At 66.3% G+C, this 17,462-nt stretch carries 10 protein-coding genes and 1 riboswitch; of the genes, 8 read left to right on the top strand and 2 right to left on the bottom strand.

Going from position 1 to position 17,462, the window contains the following annotated elements; genetic code table 11:
- Nucleotides 1–91 precede the first annotated feature (91 nt).
- From ACCQ10_RS06280 to ACCQ10_RS06265, 4 genes are all read left to right on the top strand, one after another.
- Nucleotides 92–856: a phosphatase PAP2 family protein gene (locus tag ACCQ10_RS06280; RefSeq protein WP_372362528.1), complete on the top strand. Its 765-nt coding sequence runs from the start codon at nt 92–94 to the stop codon at nt 854–856.
- Nucleotides 853–2,514 carry a phosphoethanolamine transferase gene (locus tag ACCQ10_RS06275; protein ID WP_372362527.1) on the top strand — a complete coding sequence of 554 codons (1,662 nt, stop codon included), beginning with the start codon at nt 853–855 and terminating at the stop codon, nt 2,512–2,514. The genes ACCQ10_RS06280 and ACCQ10_RS06275 overlap by 4 nt, the downstream gene beginning before the upstream one ends.
- A gap of 258 nt (nt 2,515–2,772) precedes the next feature.
- A complete protein-coding gene (locus ACCQ10_RS06270; RefSeq protein ID WP_372362526.1) occupies nt 2,773–4,791 on the top strand; it encodes a M2 family metallopeptidase in 2,019 nt (672 codons plus the stop codon).
- Between the two features lie 132 nt (nt 4,792–4,923).
- Complete coding sequence (locus tag ACCQ10_RS06265) at nt 4,924–6,870, top strand: XVIPCD domain-containing protein (RefSeq protein ID WP_372362525.1); 1,947 nt, start codon at nt 4,924–4,926, stop codon at nt 6,868–6,870.
- A 257-nt stretch (nt 6,871–7,127) separates the two neighbouring features.
- Here the strand turns inward: ACCQ10_RS06265 and ACCQ10_RS06260 are convergent, their stop codons facing one another.
- Complete coding sequence (locus ACCQ10_RS06260; RefSeq protein WP_047694246.1) at nt 7,128–7,532, bottom strand: hypothetical protein; 405 nt, start codon at nt 7,530–7,532, stop codon at nt 7,128–7,130.
- 16 nt (nt 7,533–7,548) lie between these two features.
- Nucleotides 7,549–8,802, bottom strand: a complete 1,254-nt coding sequence (locus ACCQ10_RS06255; RefSeq protein WP_372362524.1) for a multidrug effflux MFS transporter — start codon at nt 8,800–8,802, stop codon at nt 7,549–7,551.
- Nucleotides 8,803–9,065: 263 nt separating this feature from the next.
- Nucleotides 9,066–9,180, top strand: a riboswitch (glycine riboswitch).
- Between the two features lie 90 nt (nt 9,181–9,270).
- Between ACCQ10_RS06255 and gcvP the strand changes: the two genes are divergently transcribed.
- The 4 genes from gcvP to ACCQ10_RS06235 all read left to right on the top strand — a co-directional run bounded on the left by gcvP (nt 9,271) and on the right by ACCQ10_RS06235 (nt 17,228).
- Entirely contained in the window at nt 9,271–12,144 is a 2,874-nt protein-coding gene (gene gcvP / locus ACCQ10_RS06250; RefSeq protein ID WP_372362523.1) for an aminomethyl-transferring glycine dehydrogenase, read from the top strand.
- 147 nt (nt 12,145–12,291) lie between these two features.
- Nucleotides 12,292–13,962, top strand: a complete 1,671-nt coding sequence (locus tag ACCQ10_RS06245; protein ID WP_372362522.1) for a carboxylesterase/lipase family protein — start codon at nt 12,292–12,294, stop codon at nt 13,960–13,962.
- A gap of 112 nt (nt 13,963–14,074) precedes the next feature.
- Nucleotides 14,075–14,929 (top strand): aldo/keto reductase, encoded by an 855-nt coding sequence (locus tag ACCQ10_RS06240; RefSeq protein WP_372362521.1) that lies wholly within the window; start codon nt 14,075–14,077, stop codon nt 14,927–14,929.
- A gap of 190 nt (nt 14,930–15,119) precedes the next feature.
- On the top strand, nt 15,120–17,228 hold the full coding sequence (locus ACCQ10_RS06235) for a catalase (RefSeq protein WP_372362520.1): 2,109 nt from the start codon (nt 15,120–15,122) through the stop codon (nt 17,226–17,228).
- Nucleotides 17,229–17,462 lie beyond the last annotated feature (234 nt).

Raw genomic sequence — 17,462 nt, 5'->3', positions numbered from 1 at the left:
TAGCGGGTTAACGACTGAGCAACTCCGGTCCGACCGCTCTCCGACATCCGGGTTTCGAAGATGCCGGGCATCGACACAGACCGACATCTCGATGAGCTCGTTTCCTCTCCCTGCGCCCAGCGTGGCGCACACCGCCGGCGATCTGCAAGCGCAGTTTCTTGCTCGGCACCTGTGGCTGCCGCTGGCCTGCGTGCTGTTGGCGAGTGCGCTGCTGATGGGCGCCGGTGGCGACCAGTGGATTGCCGACGCGCTGTATCGGCTGGAAGGCGGGCACTGGCTGCTCAAGGACCATTGGTTTACCAGCGGCGTGATCCACCGGGTGGGCAAAGGGTTGAGCACGACTGCCGGTGTCAGCGTGTTGGTGCTGGCCAGCCTTGCGTGGTGCCGGCCGCGTCTGAAGGGATTGCGCTGGCCGCTGACGTATCTGGCCGCATCGGTCGCACTGTCGACCTCGCTGGTGTCGTTGCTCAAGTCGTGGACTGCGATGGACTGCCCGTGGGATCTGAGTCGTTATGGCGGCACGCACGCGATGATCGGGCTGTTTGAATCGCGCAACGGCATTGCTGCGTCCGGTTGTTTTCCGGCAGGCCATGCCAGTGCCGGTTATGCGTGGGTGGCGCTGTATTTCTGTGCGCTGGCGCTCCGTCCTGCATGGCGCTTTGCAGGCTTGTTCGCAGGCTTGGCAGCAGGTCTCATTTTCGGTGTTGCGCAACAACTGCGTGGCGCGCATTTTCTCTCGCACGATGTCTGGTCGTTGGCGGTGTGCTGGGTGAGCGCACTGGCACTGTACGGCGTGATGTTGCAACGACCGCGTCGCGCGCTTGGTTTGATGTTGCTATCGGGGGACGCAGCATGAGCACCTGGTTACCGGAACCGCGCAGGCGTAGTGGCCTGCGCGCGCTGACATGGAGTACGCGGCCGACGGTGTCGACCGAAGCGCTGGTATTGCTGTCGAGCCTGTTTTTCGCGCTGGTGTGCAACCAGCTGTTCTGGCGCACGGCGATGGCCACGCATCCGGGCAGCCTTGGATTTGCGGTGTCGTTGATGGCGCTGCTGGTGGCCGTGCATGCGCTACTGCTGGGGGTGCTGGTCTGGCGCTGGAATGCCAAGCCGCTGCTCACGCTGCTGCTGTTCACCACCGCCCTGGCCGCGCACTACATGGACAGCTACAACGTCTATCTGGATGCGGACATGCTACGCAACGTGCTGCATACCGACCACAAGGAGTCGCGCGAGCTGCTCACGCCCGGACTGATCCTACCGTTGGTGGGCTACTTCCTGATCCCGACCACGTTGCTGTGGCACACGCGTCTGCGCGCTCGCAGCGTGGGCAAGGCGTTCCTGGTGCGGGTGGGGTTTTTGCTGGCGGTGGCGCTGGTGGGCGCTGCGGGCACGCTGCTGTCGTCGCAGGATATTTCGGCATTGATGCGCAACCACCGTGAGGTGCGCTATCTGGCCACGCCGATCAACTACATCGTGGCGCTGCGGCAGAACCTCAAATCCGAATCGCCGATCAAGCATGCGCCCAAGCAGCCGATCGAACACGACGCCACGGCCACACCGCGCGCTGCCGGCAGCCGCCCGCGCCTGTTGCTGCTGGTGCTGGGCGAAACGGCGCGTGCGCAGAACTGGGGCCTCAACGGCTATGCGCGCCAGACCACCCCTGAGCTGGCCCAGGCCGGGGTCATCAACTTCCCGGACATGCATTCGTGCGGTACCAGCACCGAGGTCTCGGTGCCCTGCATGTTTTCGCCATTCGGCCGCCGCGACTACAACGAAGACAGGATCCGCGGGCATCAATCGTTCCTGCATGTGCTCGAACACGCCGGCATCTCCACGCTGTGGCGCGACAACCAGTCCGGCTGCAAGGGTGTATGCGACGGGCTGGAGCTGCAGAAGCTCGACGACGCCACTACGCCGGGCCTGTGCGCCGATGGCCGCTGCATGGACGAAATCCTGCTGAGCGATCTGGCCGCGCAGGTGCGGGCAAAGCCCGGCGACCGCGTGGTGGTGCTGCATCAACTGGGCAGCCACGGCCCGAGCTATTTCGAACGCTATCCGGCGCACTTCGAACGCTTCAAACCGGTCTGCAGGACCGCCGACCTGGGCAGCTGCAGCCGCCAGAGCATCGTCAATGCCTACGACAACTCGATCAGCTACACCGACCATTTCCTCAACCAGGCCATCCACACCTTGCGTGGGCTACAGGACTACGACACGGCCATGATTTATCTCTCCGACCATGGCGAGTCGCTGGGCGAAAAAGGCCTGTACCTGCATGGCGTGCCGTATGCGATCGCGCCCAAGGAGCAGACCCATGTGCCGATGGTGATGTGGTTCTCGCCGGAGTTCGCGCGCGACCGCGGCCTGGACGAGGCCTGCCTGCGCCACCGCGCCGGGCAGTACACCGATCAGGATGCGCTATTTCCTTCGGTGCTGGGCCTGATGCAGGTCAGGACCAGCGTGTATGCGCGCGAGCGGGACGTGTTCGCGCAATGTACGGGCAAGCGCTGAGCTGAGCGCGGCCATGCCTTCAGCGCGCGCAGCAGGCGGGCGCGGGCGGTGCTCGGCGCCGCACCCCACCTGCGGCGTTGCAGCTTGGGCGCCGATCACACCGCCTGACCCTGGTCTGCCAGGGCCTGCGCGTGCGCCAACCGTTCTGCCGGATTGCTGCCCGGATCGATCGTCGCGGCGTGACGCCGACCGCCGCACCGCTTGCCCTGAAGACCGGCGCGCTCTAGCCTTCGCCGGACTTCACCGCAAGGACCACCCGTGAATCCTCGTCTGCTGTTGCTGGCGCTGGCCGTTGCCGCCGGCACGTTGTCGCTGTCGGCCTGTCGCAAGGATGCCGCACCGCCAGTCACGCCGGCCGCACCCAACGCCGCGCCGGGCGAAACTGCCGACCAGTTCGTCACGCGCATCAGCGCCGAGTACAAGGCGGCCTACCCGGAAGTCACCGCAGCGCAGTGGCTGTCGTCCACCTACATCAACGGCGATTCGCAACTGCTGGCCGCCAAGGCCAACGAGCGTTCGCTGGCGCAGCTGGATCGCTGGATCGAACAATCCAAGCACTACGCGGGCACGCCAATGTCGGCCGACAGCGCGCGTGCGCTGCAGTTGCTCAAATTGATGAGCGCCCTGCCCGCTCCGCGCGACCCGGCCAAACTGGCCGAACTCACCCGCATCGCCGCCAAGATGGAAGGCGACTACGGCGCCGGAACCTATTGCGTGGGCGATGGCGAGCAACGCCGCTGCCGCCAGCTGGGCGAGCTGGAGCAGGTACTGGCCAGCAGCCGCGACTACAACGAACAACTCGATGCCTGGCAGGGCTGGCATCGCACCGCGCAGCCGATGCGCAAGGACTACCAGCGCTTTGTCGAGCTGGCCAACGAAGGCGCGCGCGGCCTGGGGTTTGCCGATGTCGGCGTGATGTGGCGCAGCGGCTACGACATGCCGCCGCAGCAGCTGGCCAGCGAAACCGACCGCCTGTGGGAGCAGGTCAAGCCACTGTACGCACAGCTGCAGTGCTATGCGCGCGGCAAGCTGGACACGCAATACGGCAAGGACAAGGGCGAGCTTCCCGGCGGCCTGCTGCCGGCGCATCTGATGGGCAACATGTGGCAGCAGGACTGGAGCAATCTGTGGGACCTGCTGCAGCCCTACCCCGGCGCCGGCGATCTGGACATCACATCGGCCCTGGAAAAGCAGTACCAGGGCAATCTGAGCGCAGCGCTGGCACGCAATATCGGTGGCGACGGCGGCACCGCAGCACGCTTCAATGCCGAGCGCGAGGCGCAGCTGCGCACCGCCAGGCAGATGACCGAGCGCGCGCAGGATTTCTACACCTCGCTGGGCATGCCCAAGTTGCCGGACACCTACTGGCAGCGCTCGCAGTTCATCAAACCGCTGGACCGCGATGTGGTCTGCCACGCCAGTGCCTGGGACATGAACATGGGCGGCGAGGCGAACCAGAACATCGGTGCGGATGTGCGCACCAAAATGTGCATCAAGCCCACCGAGGAAGACTTCACCACCATCTACCATGAGCTGGGCCACATCTATTACGACCTGGCCTACAACCCGCTGCCGCCGCTGTTCCAGAACGGTGCCAACGATGGGTTTCATGAAGCGATCGGCGACACCATCGTGCTGGCGATGACGCCCAGGTATCTGCAGTCGATCGGCATGGTGGGCGAACAACAGGCCGGCCGCGAGGCGTTGATCAATTCGCAGATGCGCATGGCGCTGAGCAAGGTGGCATTCCTGCCGTTCGGCCTGATGATCGACCGCTGGCGCTGGGGGGTGTTCGATGGCTCGATTCCGCCGGAGCGCTACAACCAGGCCTGGTGGGAACTGAAAGCCCGCTATCAAGGCGTGGCGCCGGCAACCGCGCGCGGCGAAGAGTTCTTCGATGCCGGCGCCAAATACCATGTGCCGGGCAACACCCCCTACACGCGCTACTTCCTGGCCCACATCCTGCAATTCCAGTTCTACAAGGGCCTGTGCCAGGCCGCCGGCCATCAAGGCCCCTTGTACGAGTGCAGCTTCTACGGCAACAAGGACGCCGGGCAGAAATTCTGGTCGATGCTGCAACGTGGAGCGAGCCAGCCGTGGCAGACCACGCTGAAGGAACTCACCGGCAGCGACAGACTCGACGCCGGCCCGATGCTGGAATATTTCGCGCCGATGAGCGAGTGGCTGAAGCAGCAAAATCAAGGGCAGATGTGCGGGTGGCAGGCGACTGCGCCTGCTGCCGCGAGCAACGCGCCTGCGCCTGCCGCGCTGCACTGACGCGCCGCTGTCGCTGCAGCATGCGGCGGCCGTCACCAGGGCCGCCGCCTAACGTTCCTTTGATAAACGCCTAAAACGCCGGCGATATACTGCGCGCCCGCTGCACAGGCGCAGCATGCAGGAAGCATCCTAATGAGCAACGCCTCCACCGGACCGGACGCGCGCGATATGGACCGCAACACGCAGTTCATCGACGATGCGAACGATCGCGCGTTCGACCCGACCTACAGCAGCTCCAACAGCGAATACGCGGCGAAGGTGGGAAGCGGCACCGTCTCGGTCACCCCGGCAGAGCAGTCGGCCAAAGTTTCGCAGACCAGCGAGCAGAGCAGCGGCAGCCCGACGCAGCCACTGGGCGAGACCAGCCTGCGCCGCGGCGGCGCGCTGAGCGCAGCCATGCTCAGCGATGCCGATGCAAAGACCACCACCTTCAGCCTTGAGGCCGACGCACAGACCGGCCAGCACCAAAGCCTGCAATCCAAGCTCGGCGACAGCAAGCTGAGCATCGAGGCAGGCACCAGTGCCGGGCAGCGCATGCGCTACGTAGTGACGCTGCCCGGTGTCGATCAACCGCTGGAAGCCGCCAGGCAAGTCAATCCGCTGCAGCCGGAGAGCCTTCCGATCGGCGCACGCGCGGTGATGGACACACAGACTTTTGTGCAGCGCGAATCCTCGGCAAGCCTGCGATCGCTGACCACGCAGAGCGAGATCACCGAAGCCAGCGGCCGCAGCTACATGATCGAACGCGTCGACGAGCGCCACGTGCGGGTGGTGACTGGGCCGAACGCGGCGATCGAGGCGGTGAATGCGTTGGGCATCAAGGCCGGACCGGCGCAGGCCCTGCTCGGGCGCGCCGACTCGCTGGGCCAGTCGCAGGTGCACAGCGCGCAATTCGACCTGGCCGATCCGCGTGCGCTTGCGGCCATGGGCGCGTTCGTGCGCGAGGGCAAGATTGCCCCGGGCGTGCCCGGCGTCGATGACATGCAGACGCTGGAACGGATCAATTTCAGCTCGCAGCAGCGTCTGCAGCTGGAACTGGGCCCGCTCAGCGCCGATGTCGCCGGCAACCGTAACCAAGGCAGCCAGGTGCGCATCAGCACGCCGGGCCAGGACGGCTACACCATGGTGCAACAGCTGCAGTACGGCGACAACGTGCCGCTGACGATCGTGCGCCAGTACGACGGCAACGATGCCGAACGCGTGGAGCAGCGCAGCTACCGTTTCGAGATCGATGGCGATGTGGCCGCGCCGGGCTTGTTGCAGCACCTGGGCGGGCGCAACGAGGCCAGCGAGGAAAAGGCGATCGCGCAGACCCTCAACAGCGCGTTGAGCGGCGACATGGCGGGCACTGGCGCAATCGCGCCAGGGCAGAAAACCACGCTGGAGTTCAGCGAGGTGCAGATGCAGGCGCTGCTGGAGCAGACCCGCGCCAGCGCCGACGCCGGCAAGATCGGCGGCAGCGCGTTGACGGCGCTGGTCGGCGACCGCAACGCCCCGTCGCAGTCGCCCGAGCAGTTCGCAATCGCGATGGCGCGCAATGTGGGTGGATCGCCTTATGGGTTTGCCGAGCGGCTGCAGCGCATCGCCGACGGTGCCGACGGAACATACGACGGCCAGCTGCAGCGTGTGGATGCCACCGTACTGCCGCGACCGACGGACGCCACCCCGACGCTCCCGGACCCGCGCGATGCAACGCACCCGGATCATGCGTTGCTGCAGCAATGCACGGCGGCAGTGGAGCGCCTGCAGGCGACACCCGGCCCCGCGGCCGGGATGGACAGCGAACGCCTGGCCTTGGGGTCGGTAGTAGCCGCACGCGAGAATGGCTTGCAGCGGGTGGATCACGTGCTACTCGGCAACGATCCCGCGCGCGGGTTCGTGGTGCAGGGAGCGCTCGACTCGCCAGCGCATCTGCGGGGCAGTTTCGACGCCAAGGCTGTGCAGGAGGAACCCATTGCCAACAGCCTGCAACGCCTGCAGGCGCTGGAACCCAGCACGGAGCGCGATGCCGCCACGCAGGCGCAGGCATCGCAGCAGGAAACGCAGCAGGAAACGCAGCGACAGGCGCAGGCGCGCTAAGCTGCGCGCTGGGGACTGCACCTGGATTCTCCTATCGAAAAAGTCGATCACGCGTAGCCAACCACGATGTTGGCCCCATGCGCTGGACGGGGAACGATGGTCCGCTGGCTGGCCGGTGATACCTCGCGCCACACCTGCCAGGCAGCAGATCTAACACCGGCCTGCTGCACATCCTTGCAGCAGGCACAGCAACCCGGTACCCCGTTCTAAACGCCGCATCTCTCAAGGCACCAGCGAAGGCACACGGCGAGCGTGGCTCAATTGAGCTTGGCGCCGCCCTGCAAGCGTTCGCTCAACTTGGTTTTGAATTGCTCGAACTCCATGCCGTCGGCCTGGGCTTCGGCGTGCGCGGCATCTTTCAGCGCGTCCGAGTAGGTCAGGCGCACCGGCGTGCCCTGGCGTTCGTGCAGTTCGGCCGCGCGCATGATCAGCGCCAGCACCTGGGCGGCGCTGGTGCTTTCGCCGGCGATGCGGCCGTCCATGCCCAGCACCCATTCGCCGTCGCGGCGGACGATGCCGGCCAGCAGGGTGCGTTGCTGATCGCGGAGTTCTGCATGCGGTTCGATCGGCGAGTCGGCCGTGGCCTTGGCGGCAGCCTGGTTGCGCTGGCGCTCGGCGGCGCGTTTGCGGGCATCGCGGCGCAACTTGGAATCGGTGGACATGCGGGCTCCTGTGGGGTCAAAGGTGGTCGGCCGGCTCCAGAGGCACTGCCTCGGTGGCCTGGCGGTGCCGTAGACGGCGGCCGCTGCGGCGCTCCCAGCGCCAGAATAGCCAGCCCAGCAAGAAAAAACCGGTCATCCCGATTGCCAGATGCCGCGGGTGTTCACTCAGCAGCGGCGACAGCACGCCGGCCACCAGCGTGTTGGTCATCAATTGGGTGAAGGCCTGCAGCGAGGACGCCAGGCCGCGCTGGTGCGGGTACATGTCCAGCACGGCCAGTGCCAGGATCGGGAAAATCAACGCCATGCCCACGCCGGCCAGGAAGATCGGCAGCACCGCCCAGGGCAGCGCGATCTGCGCCACCGACAAGGTGTAGCCCAGGTTGGCGAGCGCTGCCACGCCGCAGCAGATGAAGCCGATGCGGATCTGCCGCACCGGCTCCATGCGCCCGGCCATGCGCCCGGACAGGAACGAACCCAGCGTCATGCCGCCGATGGTGGGAATGAACAGCCAGGCGAAGTCGCCCTCGCCCAGACGCAGGTGCTGCATGATCAGCACCGGCGCCGAGGCGATGTACAGGAAGATGCCGGCGAAGTTGAGCGACCCGGCCGCGGCCAGCCGCTGGAAGCGCGGATTGAAGCCGATGCGCACATAGTCCTGCAGCAGGCGCTTGAACTGCAGCGGTGTGCGTGCCTCCACCGGGTGGGTTTCCGGCAGCCAAGTCATGGTGGCCACCAGCAGCACCAGCCCGAACACCACCAGAAACCAGAAGATCAGCGGCCAGCCGGCACCGCTGAGCAGGATCCAGCCGCCGATGATCGGCGCGATGGCCGGCGCGATGCCGAAGATCATCGACACCTGGCTCATCAGTCGCTGCGCGTCCGGGCCATGGAACAGGTCGCGGATCACCGCCCGCCCGACGATCATGCCCACCCCGGCCGACAGGCCCTGCAAGGCGCGGAACGCCAGCAACGTGGGCAGGTCCTGCGACAGCGCGCAGCCGATCGAGCCGGCAATGAACAGCACCAGCCCGCCCAGGATCACCCGCTTGCGGCCCCAGGCATCGGACAGCGGCCCGTGCGCGATGCTCATCACGCCATAGGCCAGCAGGTAGACGCTGATGGTCTGCTGGATCGCCACCTGGTCCACCGCCAGGCTGCGGCTGAGCCGCGAGAACGCCGGGAAGATGGTGTCGATGGAAAACGGGCCGAACATCGCCAGCCCGGCGAGCAGCAGCGCCATGCGCCGGGTGGAGGGCGTGGTGGGGGTCATGCAGGGATCCGAAACGTGATGCATCCGGGACGCACGCCGGCATCCGCCGGGGCGGCACCGGATAGCGCGTGAGGGCGCCGATGATAGGCGCTTGCGCCGGCGAGGTTAAGCAAACCCAAGTGCACGGGCCGTTGCCGGCGACCCACGCGGGCCCGCCAGCATGCGCAGCCACGCTATAATCGGCCGGCAACACGGTGGGAGAAGCGGCACTGCCGCTGCCGAAGGCGCAACAGCCCGTAATCGCTCAGGCCCGATACCATCCGCAGTACAACTCTGGAGAGACCGGCCGATGCCGGCGCCGAAGGGGCACGGAACGCAGGCAGGCCAGACGCCATGCCGCGTTTTTAAACTCTCAGGCAAAAGGACAGAGGGGCGCGAGGAAGACCGTCGCTACGGCGGGTCGCGGTGCGCCATGCGCGCCGGGCCGGCTGCGGGACGCGTCGACCATTCGTCTGCCCCCTGCCCCGGATGCCCGCCATGTCCCAGACCCCGTCTTCCTTGCGCGACCTCGAACACCACGGCGCGTTCGTCGAACGCCATATCGGCCCCAACGACGCGGAAATCGCGCAGATGCTGGAGGTGGTCGGCCACGCCTCGCTGGATGCGCTCACCGACGCCATCGTGCCGGGCAACATCAAGTCGCCGGCCGCGCTGGCGCTGCCCGATGCCATCACCGAAGAAGAAGCGCTGGCCAAGATCCGCGCCATCGCCGGCAAGAACCAGGTGCAGCGCACCTTCATCGGCCAGGGCTATTACGGCACCCATACGCCCAAGGTGATCCTGCGCAACATCCTGGAAAACCCGGCCTGGTACACCGCCTACACGCCGTATCAGGCGGAGATTTCGCAGGGCCGCATGGAAGCGCTGATCAACTTCCAGACCCTGTGCGCGGATCTGACCGGCATGCAGATCGCCAACGCCTCATTGCTGGACGAAGCCACCGCCGCGGCCGAAGCGATGACGCTGGCCAAGCGCTCGGCCAAGTCGAAGTCCGACATCTTCTTCGTGCACGACGCGGTGCATCCGCAGACGCAGGAACTGCTGCGCACGCGCGCCGAGCCGCTGGGCATCGTGCTGCGCGTGGGTACGCCGGAAGAAGCGCTGCAGGCCGAATGCTTCGGCGTGCTGCTGCAGTACCCGGACAGCTTCGGGCATATCGGCGATCACGCCGCGCTGGCCGAGGCGATGCATGCGCAGGGCGGCCTGGTCGCGGTGGCCACCGACCTGCTCGCGCTGACCCTGATTGCCGCCCCCGGCGAATGGGGCGCGGACATCGTGGTCGGCAATTCGCAGCGCTTTGGTGTGCCGTTCGGCTTTGGTGGCCCGCATGCAGCCTTCATGGCCTGCCGCGATGCCTACAAGCGTTCGATGCCGGGCCGCCTGATCGGCGTGTCGATCGATGCCGCCGGCAACCCGGCGTATCGCTTGACCCTGCAGACCCGCGAGCAACATATCCGCCGCGAGAAGGCCACCTCCAACATCTGCACCGCGCAGGTGCTGCTGGCGGTGATGGCGTCGATGTACGCGGTCTACCACGGCCCTGATGGCCTGACCCGCATCGCGCGTCGCACCCATCGCCTGGCGGCGATCCTGGCGGCCGCACTGCGCAGCTCCGGCGTCACCGTGGGCGAGCATTTCTTCGACACCCTGCACGTCAAGGCCATCGATGCCGACGCCATCCATGCCCGCGCGCGTGCGGCCGGCATCAACCTGCGCGCCATCGACAGCGAAGCGGTCGGTATCAGCCTGGACGAAACCACCACGCGCGCCGACGTGGTCGCGCTGGCGCAGCTGTTCGGTGCCACGGCCGATGTGGACGCGCTGGATGCCGCCACCGCCGATGCACTGCCGCAAGGCCTGCTGCGCACGACGCCGTTCCTGACCCACCCGGTGTTCAACACCCACCACAGCGAGCACGAACTGCTGCGCTACATGCGTTCGCTGGCCGACAAGGACCTGGCGATGGATCGCACCATGATCCCACTGGGCAGCTGCACCATGAAGCTCAACGCCACCGCCGAAATGATCCCGGTGACCTGGCCGGAGTTCGGCGCGATCCATCCGCTGGCCCCGGCCGAACAGTCGGCCGGGTACGCGCAGCTGATCGACGAGCTGGAAGCGATGCTGGTCGAATGCACCGGCTATGACGCGGTGAGCCTGCAGCCCAATTCCGGCGCGCAGGGCGAGTACGCCGGCCTGCTGGCGATCCGTGCCTATCACCGCTCGCGCGGCGAGGCGCATCGCGACATCTGCCTGATCCCGGAATCCGCACACGGCACCAACCCGGCCTCCGCACAGATGTGCGGCATGACCGTGGTGGTCACCAAGTGCGACGCCAACGGCAACGTCGATGTCGAAGACATCCGCGCCAAGGCGGAGAAATACTCCGACCGCCTGGCTGCGCTGATGATCACCTACCCGTCCACGCACGGCGTGTTCGAAGAAGACGTGGTGGCGATCTGCGAAGCCGTGCACGCGCATGGCGGCCAGGTCTACACCGACGGCGCCAACATGAACGCGCTGGTCGGCGTGGCCAAGCCCGGCAAGTGGGGCTCGGACGTGTCGCATTTGAACCTGCACAAGACCTTCTGCATTCCGCACGGCGGCGGCGGCCCGGGCGTGGGCCCGTGTGCGGTCAAATCGCATCTGGCGCCGTTCCTACCGAGAACGCTGGGCGGCGAAGGCGATGTGGGCATGGTCAGCGCCGCCAGCTACGGCTCTGCCTCCATCCTGCCGATCAGCTGGATGTACGTGACCATGATGGGCAGCGCCGGCCTGCGCAAGGCCACGCAGGTGGCCCTGCTCAATGCCAACTACATCGCCAAGCGCCTGGCGCCGCACTACAAGACGCTGTACACCGGCCGCAACGGGCTGGTGGCGCATGAGTGCATCCTCGACGTGCGCCCGTTGGAGAAGACCAGCGGCATCGGCGCCGAAGACATCGCCAAGCGGTTGATCGACTTCGGCTTCCACGCGCCGACGTTGAGCTTCCCGGTCGCCGGCACGCTGATGGTGGAACCTACCGAAAGCGAATCGCAGCATGAGCTGGACCGCTTCATCGACGCGATGATCCAGATCCGCGAAGAGATCCGCGCCATCGAGGACGGCCGCCTGGACCGCGAGGACAACCCGCTCAAGCACGCCCCGCACACTGCCACGCAGGTCTCGGCCAGCGAGTGGACCCATGCCTACCCGCGCGAACTGGCCGCCTTCCCGCTGCCCAGCCTGAAGCAGCAGAAGTACTGGCCGCCGGTGGCGCGAGTGGACAACGTCTATGGCGACAAGAACGTGATGTGCGCCTGCATCCCGGTGGACGCGTACAAGGAAGACGCCGAAGCCTGAGTAGCGGCACGCATGCTGTAAACAAAAAACCCAGCCGGAAACGGCTGGGTTTTTCATTGCGCGCAAGGCGCGTCGTTCATTTGCCTGGCCTACACGTGCAGTCGGGATGATGGCGGACGTCCTTACCGCACTGGCAGAGCCTCGCACATGCTTGAACTGAAACATCTCGGCGCCGTGCTGCTGGCCGCCTGCATGTTGAGCGGCTGCGCGCCGCGCCGTCCCGGCGAGGTGCCGGCACTGGTGCAGGCGCACGATGCGCGTGCGGCGGTGGTGCAGACCGACGCCGGGCCGGTGCGCGGTGTGGCCAGCGCGCACGGCAAGGTCTTCCTGGGCATACCGTTCGCAGCGCCGCCGGTGGGCGCATTGCGCTTTCGCGCGCCACAACCGGTGCCGGCCTGGAAGGACGTGCGCGATGCCACGCACGCAGGGCCCGCCTGCCTGCCGCGCTATCGCATCGGGCGCACGCATGTCTCCGAGGACTGCCTCACGCTGAACATCTATGCCCCGCCCGGCCCGGCCCCCGCGCATCCACGCGCGGTGATGGTATGGATCTATGGCGGTGCGCTGGAGCTGGGCAGCAATGCGGATTACGACCTGAGCGCACTGGCGGCGCGCCAGGATGTCATCGTGGTGGCGCCCAACTACCGGCTGGGCGTGTTCGGCTTTCTTGCGCACCCTGGTCTGCGTGGCGAGGGCGAAGGCGCGTATGCACTGCTCGACCAGCAGGCCGCGCTGCGCTGGGTACAACGCAATATCGCCGGGTTCGGCGGCGATGCGCACAACGTCAGCGTGTTTGGTGAATCCGCCGGCGCATGGAGCATCTGTTATCAGCTCGCCTCGCCAACGGCCAAAGGGCTGTTCCAGCGTGCCATCCTGCAAAGCGGCAGCTGCCTGGCCGCCGATTCCAGCGTGACCCGAGATGAAGCCGAACACGGCGGTGTGCGCATGGCGCAGGCGCTTGGCTGCACGCACACGGCCGACGTTGCAGCATGCCTGCGCGCGCTTCCGGCCGATGCATTGGCCGATGCAACGCCGCAGCGACGCGGCCTGACCGGCCGCGATGCGTGGGCGCCGATGGCCGGCGGCGATGTGCTGCCGCTACCACCTGCACAGGCGATCGCAAGCGCGCAACACGCACAGGTGCCGGTGCTGATCGGCAATAACCGCGATGAGGGACGCCTGTTTGCGCAGCTGCTGTCCTACCTTGGCAAGCTCACCTCGCGCAGTGGCTACGAGGCACGCATCCAACGCATGCACGCGTCTGCGGCGCCGATCATGGCGCAGTACGCCGATGTCGCCACGCACTCGCGCTGGGAGGCGTTTGCCGACATCGTCACCGACGGCGGCTTCGCCTGTCCGACGCGCCGGCTGGGCCAGGCATTGCGCACGCATGCCCCGGTGTACGCCTACGAGTTCGATGACTCGCAGGCGCCGTACGGGCTGCTGCGCCTGCCGTTCTCGCCGGCGTTGGGCGCCTTCCACGCCTCGGAGCTGGTGTATCTGTTTCAGCGCCCCTGGGTGCTCAGCGGCGATCCGCGGTTCAGCCCGGCGCAACAGGCGTTCTCCGACACGTTGCAGGACTACTGGGGCGCGTTCGCGCGTACCGGCGACCCGAACGGTCACGGCCGCCCGCAGTGGCCGCGATTCGATGGCCAGACACCGCTGACCTTGTCGCCCGCCCGGATCGGCGCAACGCGGGACTTCATACAACGGCACCGCTGTGGCTTTTGGGACGCACAGGCGCGCGCTGCCACGGCGAGCGTCCCATCGCCTTCGCAACAGCATCAGCCCGACGTAACGCACGCTGCTCAACGATAGGACCCTGTGGCCGAGCTGCCGTGCGATGCCGGCAGGCGCCCGCAACCGTGCATGCACGTCGCCCGTCGCATGGGACACACGACCAACCGCCATCACCGCAGAGGAGCCATCCATGTCCATCGCCCCGTCACCCTCCTGTCCCCAGGTGCGCCTGCGTCATGGGCGCGAGGTACCGGCACTCGGGCTGGGTTCGTGGAATCTGGGCCAGGGCCGGCATCCGTCGCAGCAGGAGATCGATGCCTTGCAGGTCGGGCAGCATTTGGGCATGCGGCTGATCGATACCGCCGAGATGTACGGCAATGGCCGCTCGGAGCAGCTGATCGGCCAGGCCATCGACAGCAGGCAGCCGCCGTATCTGGTGTCGAAGGTGTTGCCCGGCAATGCCAGCGCGCGCGGTATTGCGCGCGCCTGCGAGGCCAGCCTGCAGCGGCTGGGTGTGCGCACGCTGGACCTGTACCTGCTGCATTGGCGCGGCGGCAGCGCGCTGGCCGAGGTGGTCGATGCGTTCGAAGCCTTGCGCGATGCCGGCAAGATCCGCGACTGGGGCGTATCCAACTTCGATGTCGATGACATGGAAGAACTGTGGTCCATCGATGGCGGACAACGCTGCCTGGTCAATCAGGTGCTGTACCACGCCGGCAGCCGTGGCATCGAATTCGATCTGCTGCCGTGGTGCGCCGACCATCAGGTGACAGTGATGGCGTACTCGCCGTTGGGTAGCCGCGCCCTGCTCGGCCACCCAACCTTGCAGGCCATCGGTGCGCGACGCGGCGTGGCGGCCACTGCCGTCGCACTGGCGTGGGCGATTCGCAGCGGCAAGGTCATCGCCATTCCCGAGTCGGGCACGCCGGAGCATGTGCGCGCGAACGCCGCCGCCTGTGCGTTGCAGCTGGATGACGACGATCTTGCCGAGCTGGACCGCATTTTCCCTGCGCCAACGCGCAAGCAGCCGCTGGATCTGCTGTAACACCGGCCTGCGCATGCACATCATTCGGTGCATGTGCCCACTGACGTGACGCGCGCAACAAAGCGCTGCGACGCGCTGCAGGGTTCTGCGCAGATGTGAGTATTCGTTCTCAAGCAGACACATGCAGTTAACAGCGCCACTCGCACGCTCTGTGGCTCAGCCCGCAATCAGCTCGCCAGAGTGGAGTCCCATGGCCAAGTCCCCCAGTAAACCCGCGCAGGTTCCTGCCGCCGCTACCGCAAGCGCCACCGGCGATGTGTCGCGCGGTCGCGGCGACGAACTGCATCAAAAGGCCGGCGGCTCGCATCCGCAACTGACCACCAATCAAGGTATCCCGGTTGGCGACAACCAGAACTCGCTCCGCGCCACGCCGCGCGGGCCGACGTTGCTGGAAGACTTCATCCTGCGCGAGAAGATCACCCACTTCGATCACGAGCGTATTCCTGAGCGCATCGTGCATGCGCGCGGCAGCGCGGCGCATGGCTATTTCGAGTTGACCAAATCGTTGAGCCAGTACACCACGGCCAAGATCTTCACCGAGGTCGGCGAAAAAACCCCGCTTTTCACGCGCTTTTCCACCGTGGCAGGTGGCGCCGGCTCGGTGGACACGCCCCGCGACGTGCGTGGGTTCGCAGTGAAGTTCTACACCAAGGAGGGCAACTGGGATCTGGTCGGCAACAACATCCCGGTGTTCTTCATCCAGGATGCGATGAAGTTCCCGGACCTGATCCATGCGGTAAAGATGGAGCCTGACCGTGGCTTTCCGCAGGCCGCCAGCGCGCACGACACGTTCTGGGATTTTGTCTCGCTCACGCCCGAATCCATGCACATGATCATGTGGGCGATGAGCGACCGCACCATTCCGCGTTCGCTGCGCATGATCGAAGGCTTCGGCATTCACAGCTTCCGCTTCCTCAATGAGAAGGGCGAAAGCACCTTCGTCAAATTCCATTGGCGTCCCAAGCTTGGCCTGCAATCGACCATCTGGGACGAGGCGGTGAAGATCGCCGGCGCCGACCCGGACTTCCAGCGCCGCGACCTGTTCGAAGCGATCCAGAACGGTGACTTCCCGGAATGGGAATTGGGCGTGCAGCTGTTCACCGAGGCCGAGGCCGAGGCATTCCCGTTCGATCACCTGGATTCGACCAAGGTCATTCCGGAAGAACTGGTGCCGCTGCAGATCGTCGGGCGCATGGTGTTGGACCGCTGGCCGGACAACTTCTTTGCCGAGACCGAGCAGGTGGCGTACTGCCCGGCCAACATCGTGCCCGGCATCGACTTCAGCAACGATCCGCTGCTGCAGGGGCGCCTGTTCTCGTATCTGGACACCCAGCTCAGCCGCCTGGGCGGGCCGAATTTCCACCAGATTCCGATCAACGCGCCCAAGTGCCCGTTCGCCAACAACCAACGCGATGGCCACATGCAGATGGGCGTGCCGAAGGGCCGCGTGGCCTATGAACCGAGCTCGCTGCAGGCAGATGCGCCGCGCGAGGCGCTGCGTGGATTCCCCAGCCACGCCACGCCCGCCGAGGATGGCGCCAAGGGCCGCGTGCGTGCGGACAGCTTTGCCGATCATTACAGCCAGGCGCGCATGTTCTTCCGCAGCCAGACCGCACCGGAGCAGGCACACCTGGCATCGGCGCTGGTGTTTGAACTGTCCAAGGTCGAAACCGCGCACGTGCGCGAGGCCGTCGTCGGCCATCTGCGCCACATCGATGAAAGCCTGGCCAAGCGCGTGGCCGACGGCATGGGCATGACCACGCTGCCACCCGCGCCGCCAGCGGCCGTTGCGCCCACCGATATGCCGTTGTCGCCGGCGTTGCAGCTGATCGGCAAGATGAAGGACACCCTGCAAGGCCGCACGGTCGGCATCCTGATCCACGACGGCTCGGATGCTGCGGCGATCAAGGCAGTGCGCAAGGCGGCGGAAGCGGCCGGCGCCACGGTCAAGATCGTGGCACCCAAACTGGGTGGCGCCAAGCTCAGCGATGGCAAGCAACTGGCGGCTGATGGCCAGCTGGCCGGCACCCCGTCGATCATCTTCGATGCGGTGGCGGTATTGCTGTCGTCGGAAGCGGCCAAGGCATTGACCAACGAATCGGCGGCGCTGGATTTCGTCAGCAACGCCTGGGCGCATCTGAAGGCGATCGCCTTCGACGACGGTGCGCAACTGCTGCTCAAGGCCGGCAACGTCGGCAAGGACGCGGGCATCGTTTCTGCCGCCGATACCAAGGCCTTCATCGCGGCGGCAAAGACCCGCCAGTGGGCACGCGAGCCGAAGGTGCGCATGCTGGCGTAATCACGCCTGGTTGGCAGATGCAGGCTTGGGCGCGAGCGGCTTTCCAGTAGCCGTTTCGCGCCCAAGTTGTTTCCGCAGGCAGCGATGAAGATGCATCGCCGGAGGCATTGAGCTTGGTGTTGATTGCATGGGTCAAGGCCACCGCGCCCTCGATCGATGCAGCACTTGGCTGAACCTGCAAGGCGGGGACGCTGATGCTGATGCCATGAGGCATGTTGGCAGCGCAGAAGGTAG

Origin of the sequence: Xanthomonas sp. NCPPB 1325 (assembly GCF_041477645.2) — a bacterium.
GTDB classification, from domain to species: Bacteria; Pseudomonadota; Gammaproteobacteria; order Xanthomonadales; family Xanthomonadaceae; genus Xanthomonas; species Xanthomonas cannabis.
The sequence above is the reverse complement of the archived record's forward strand: the minus strand, read 5'-3'. Positions and strand labels throughout refer to the sequence as shown.

Excerpts from the sequence above, each read along its gene's own strand:
- ACCQ10_RS06280 (WP_372362528.1), top strand. The coding sequence starts at position 92 with ATGAGCTCGTTTCCTCTCCCTGCGCCCAGCGTGGCGCACACCGCCGGC.
- ACCQ10_RS06275 (WP_372362527.1), top strand. The coding sequence starts at position 853 with ATGAGCACCTGGTTACCGGAACCGCGCAGGCGTAGTGGCCTGCGCGCG.
- ACCQ10_RS06265 (WP_372362525.1), top strand. The coding sequence starts at position 4,924 with ATGAGCAACGCCTCCACCGGACCGGACGCGCGCGATATGGACCGCAAC.
- ACCQ10_RS06260 (WP_047694246.1), bottom strand. The coding sequence starts at position 7,532 with ATGTCCACCGATTCCAAGTTGCGCCGCGATGCCCGCAAACGCGCCGCC.
- ACCQ10_RS06255 (WP_372362524.1), bottom strand. The coding sequence starts at position 8,802 with ATGACCCCCACCACGCCCTCCACCCGGCGCATGGCGCTGCTGCTCGCC.
- gcvP (WP_372362523.1), top strand. The coding sequence starts at position 9,271 with ATGCCCGCCATGTCCCAGACCCCGTCTTCCTTGCGCGACCTCGAACAC.
- ACCQ10_RS06245 (WP_372362522.1), top strand. The coding sequence starts at position 12,292 with ATGCTTGAACTGAAACATCTCGGCGCCGTGCTGCTGGCCGCCTGCATG.
- ACCQ10_RS06240 (WP_372362521.1), top strand. The coding sequence starts at position 14,075 with ATGTCCATCGCCCCGTCACCCTCCTGTCCCCAGGTGCGCCTGCGTCAT.
- ACCQ10_RS06235 (WP_372362520.1), top strand. The coding sequence starts at position 15,120 with ATGGCCAAGTCCCCCAGTAAACCCGCGCAGGTTCCTGCCGCCGCTACC.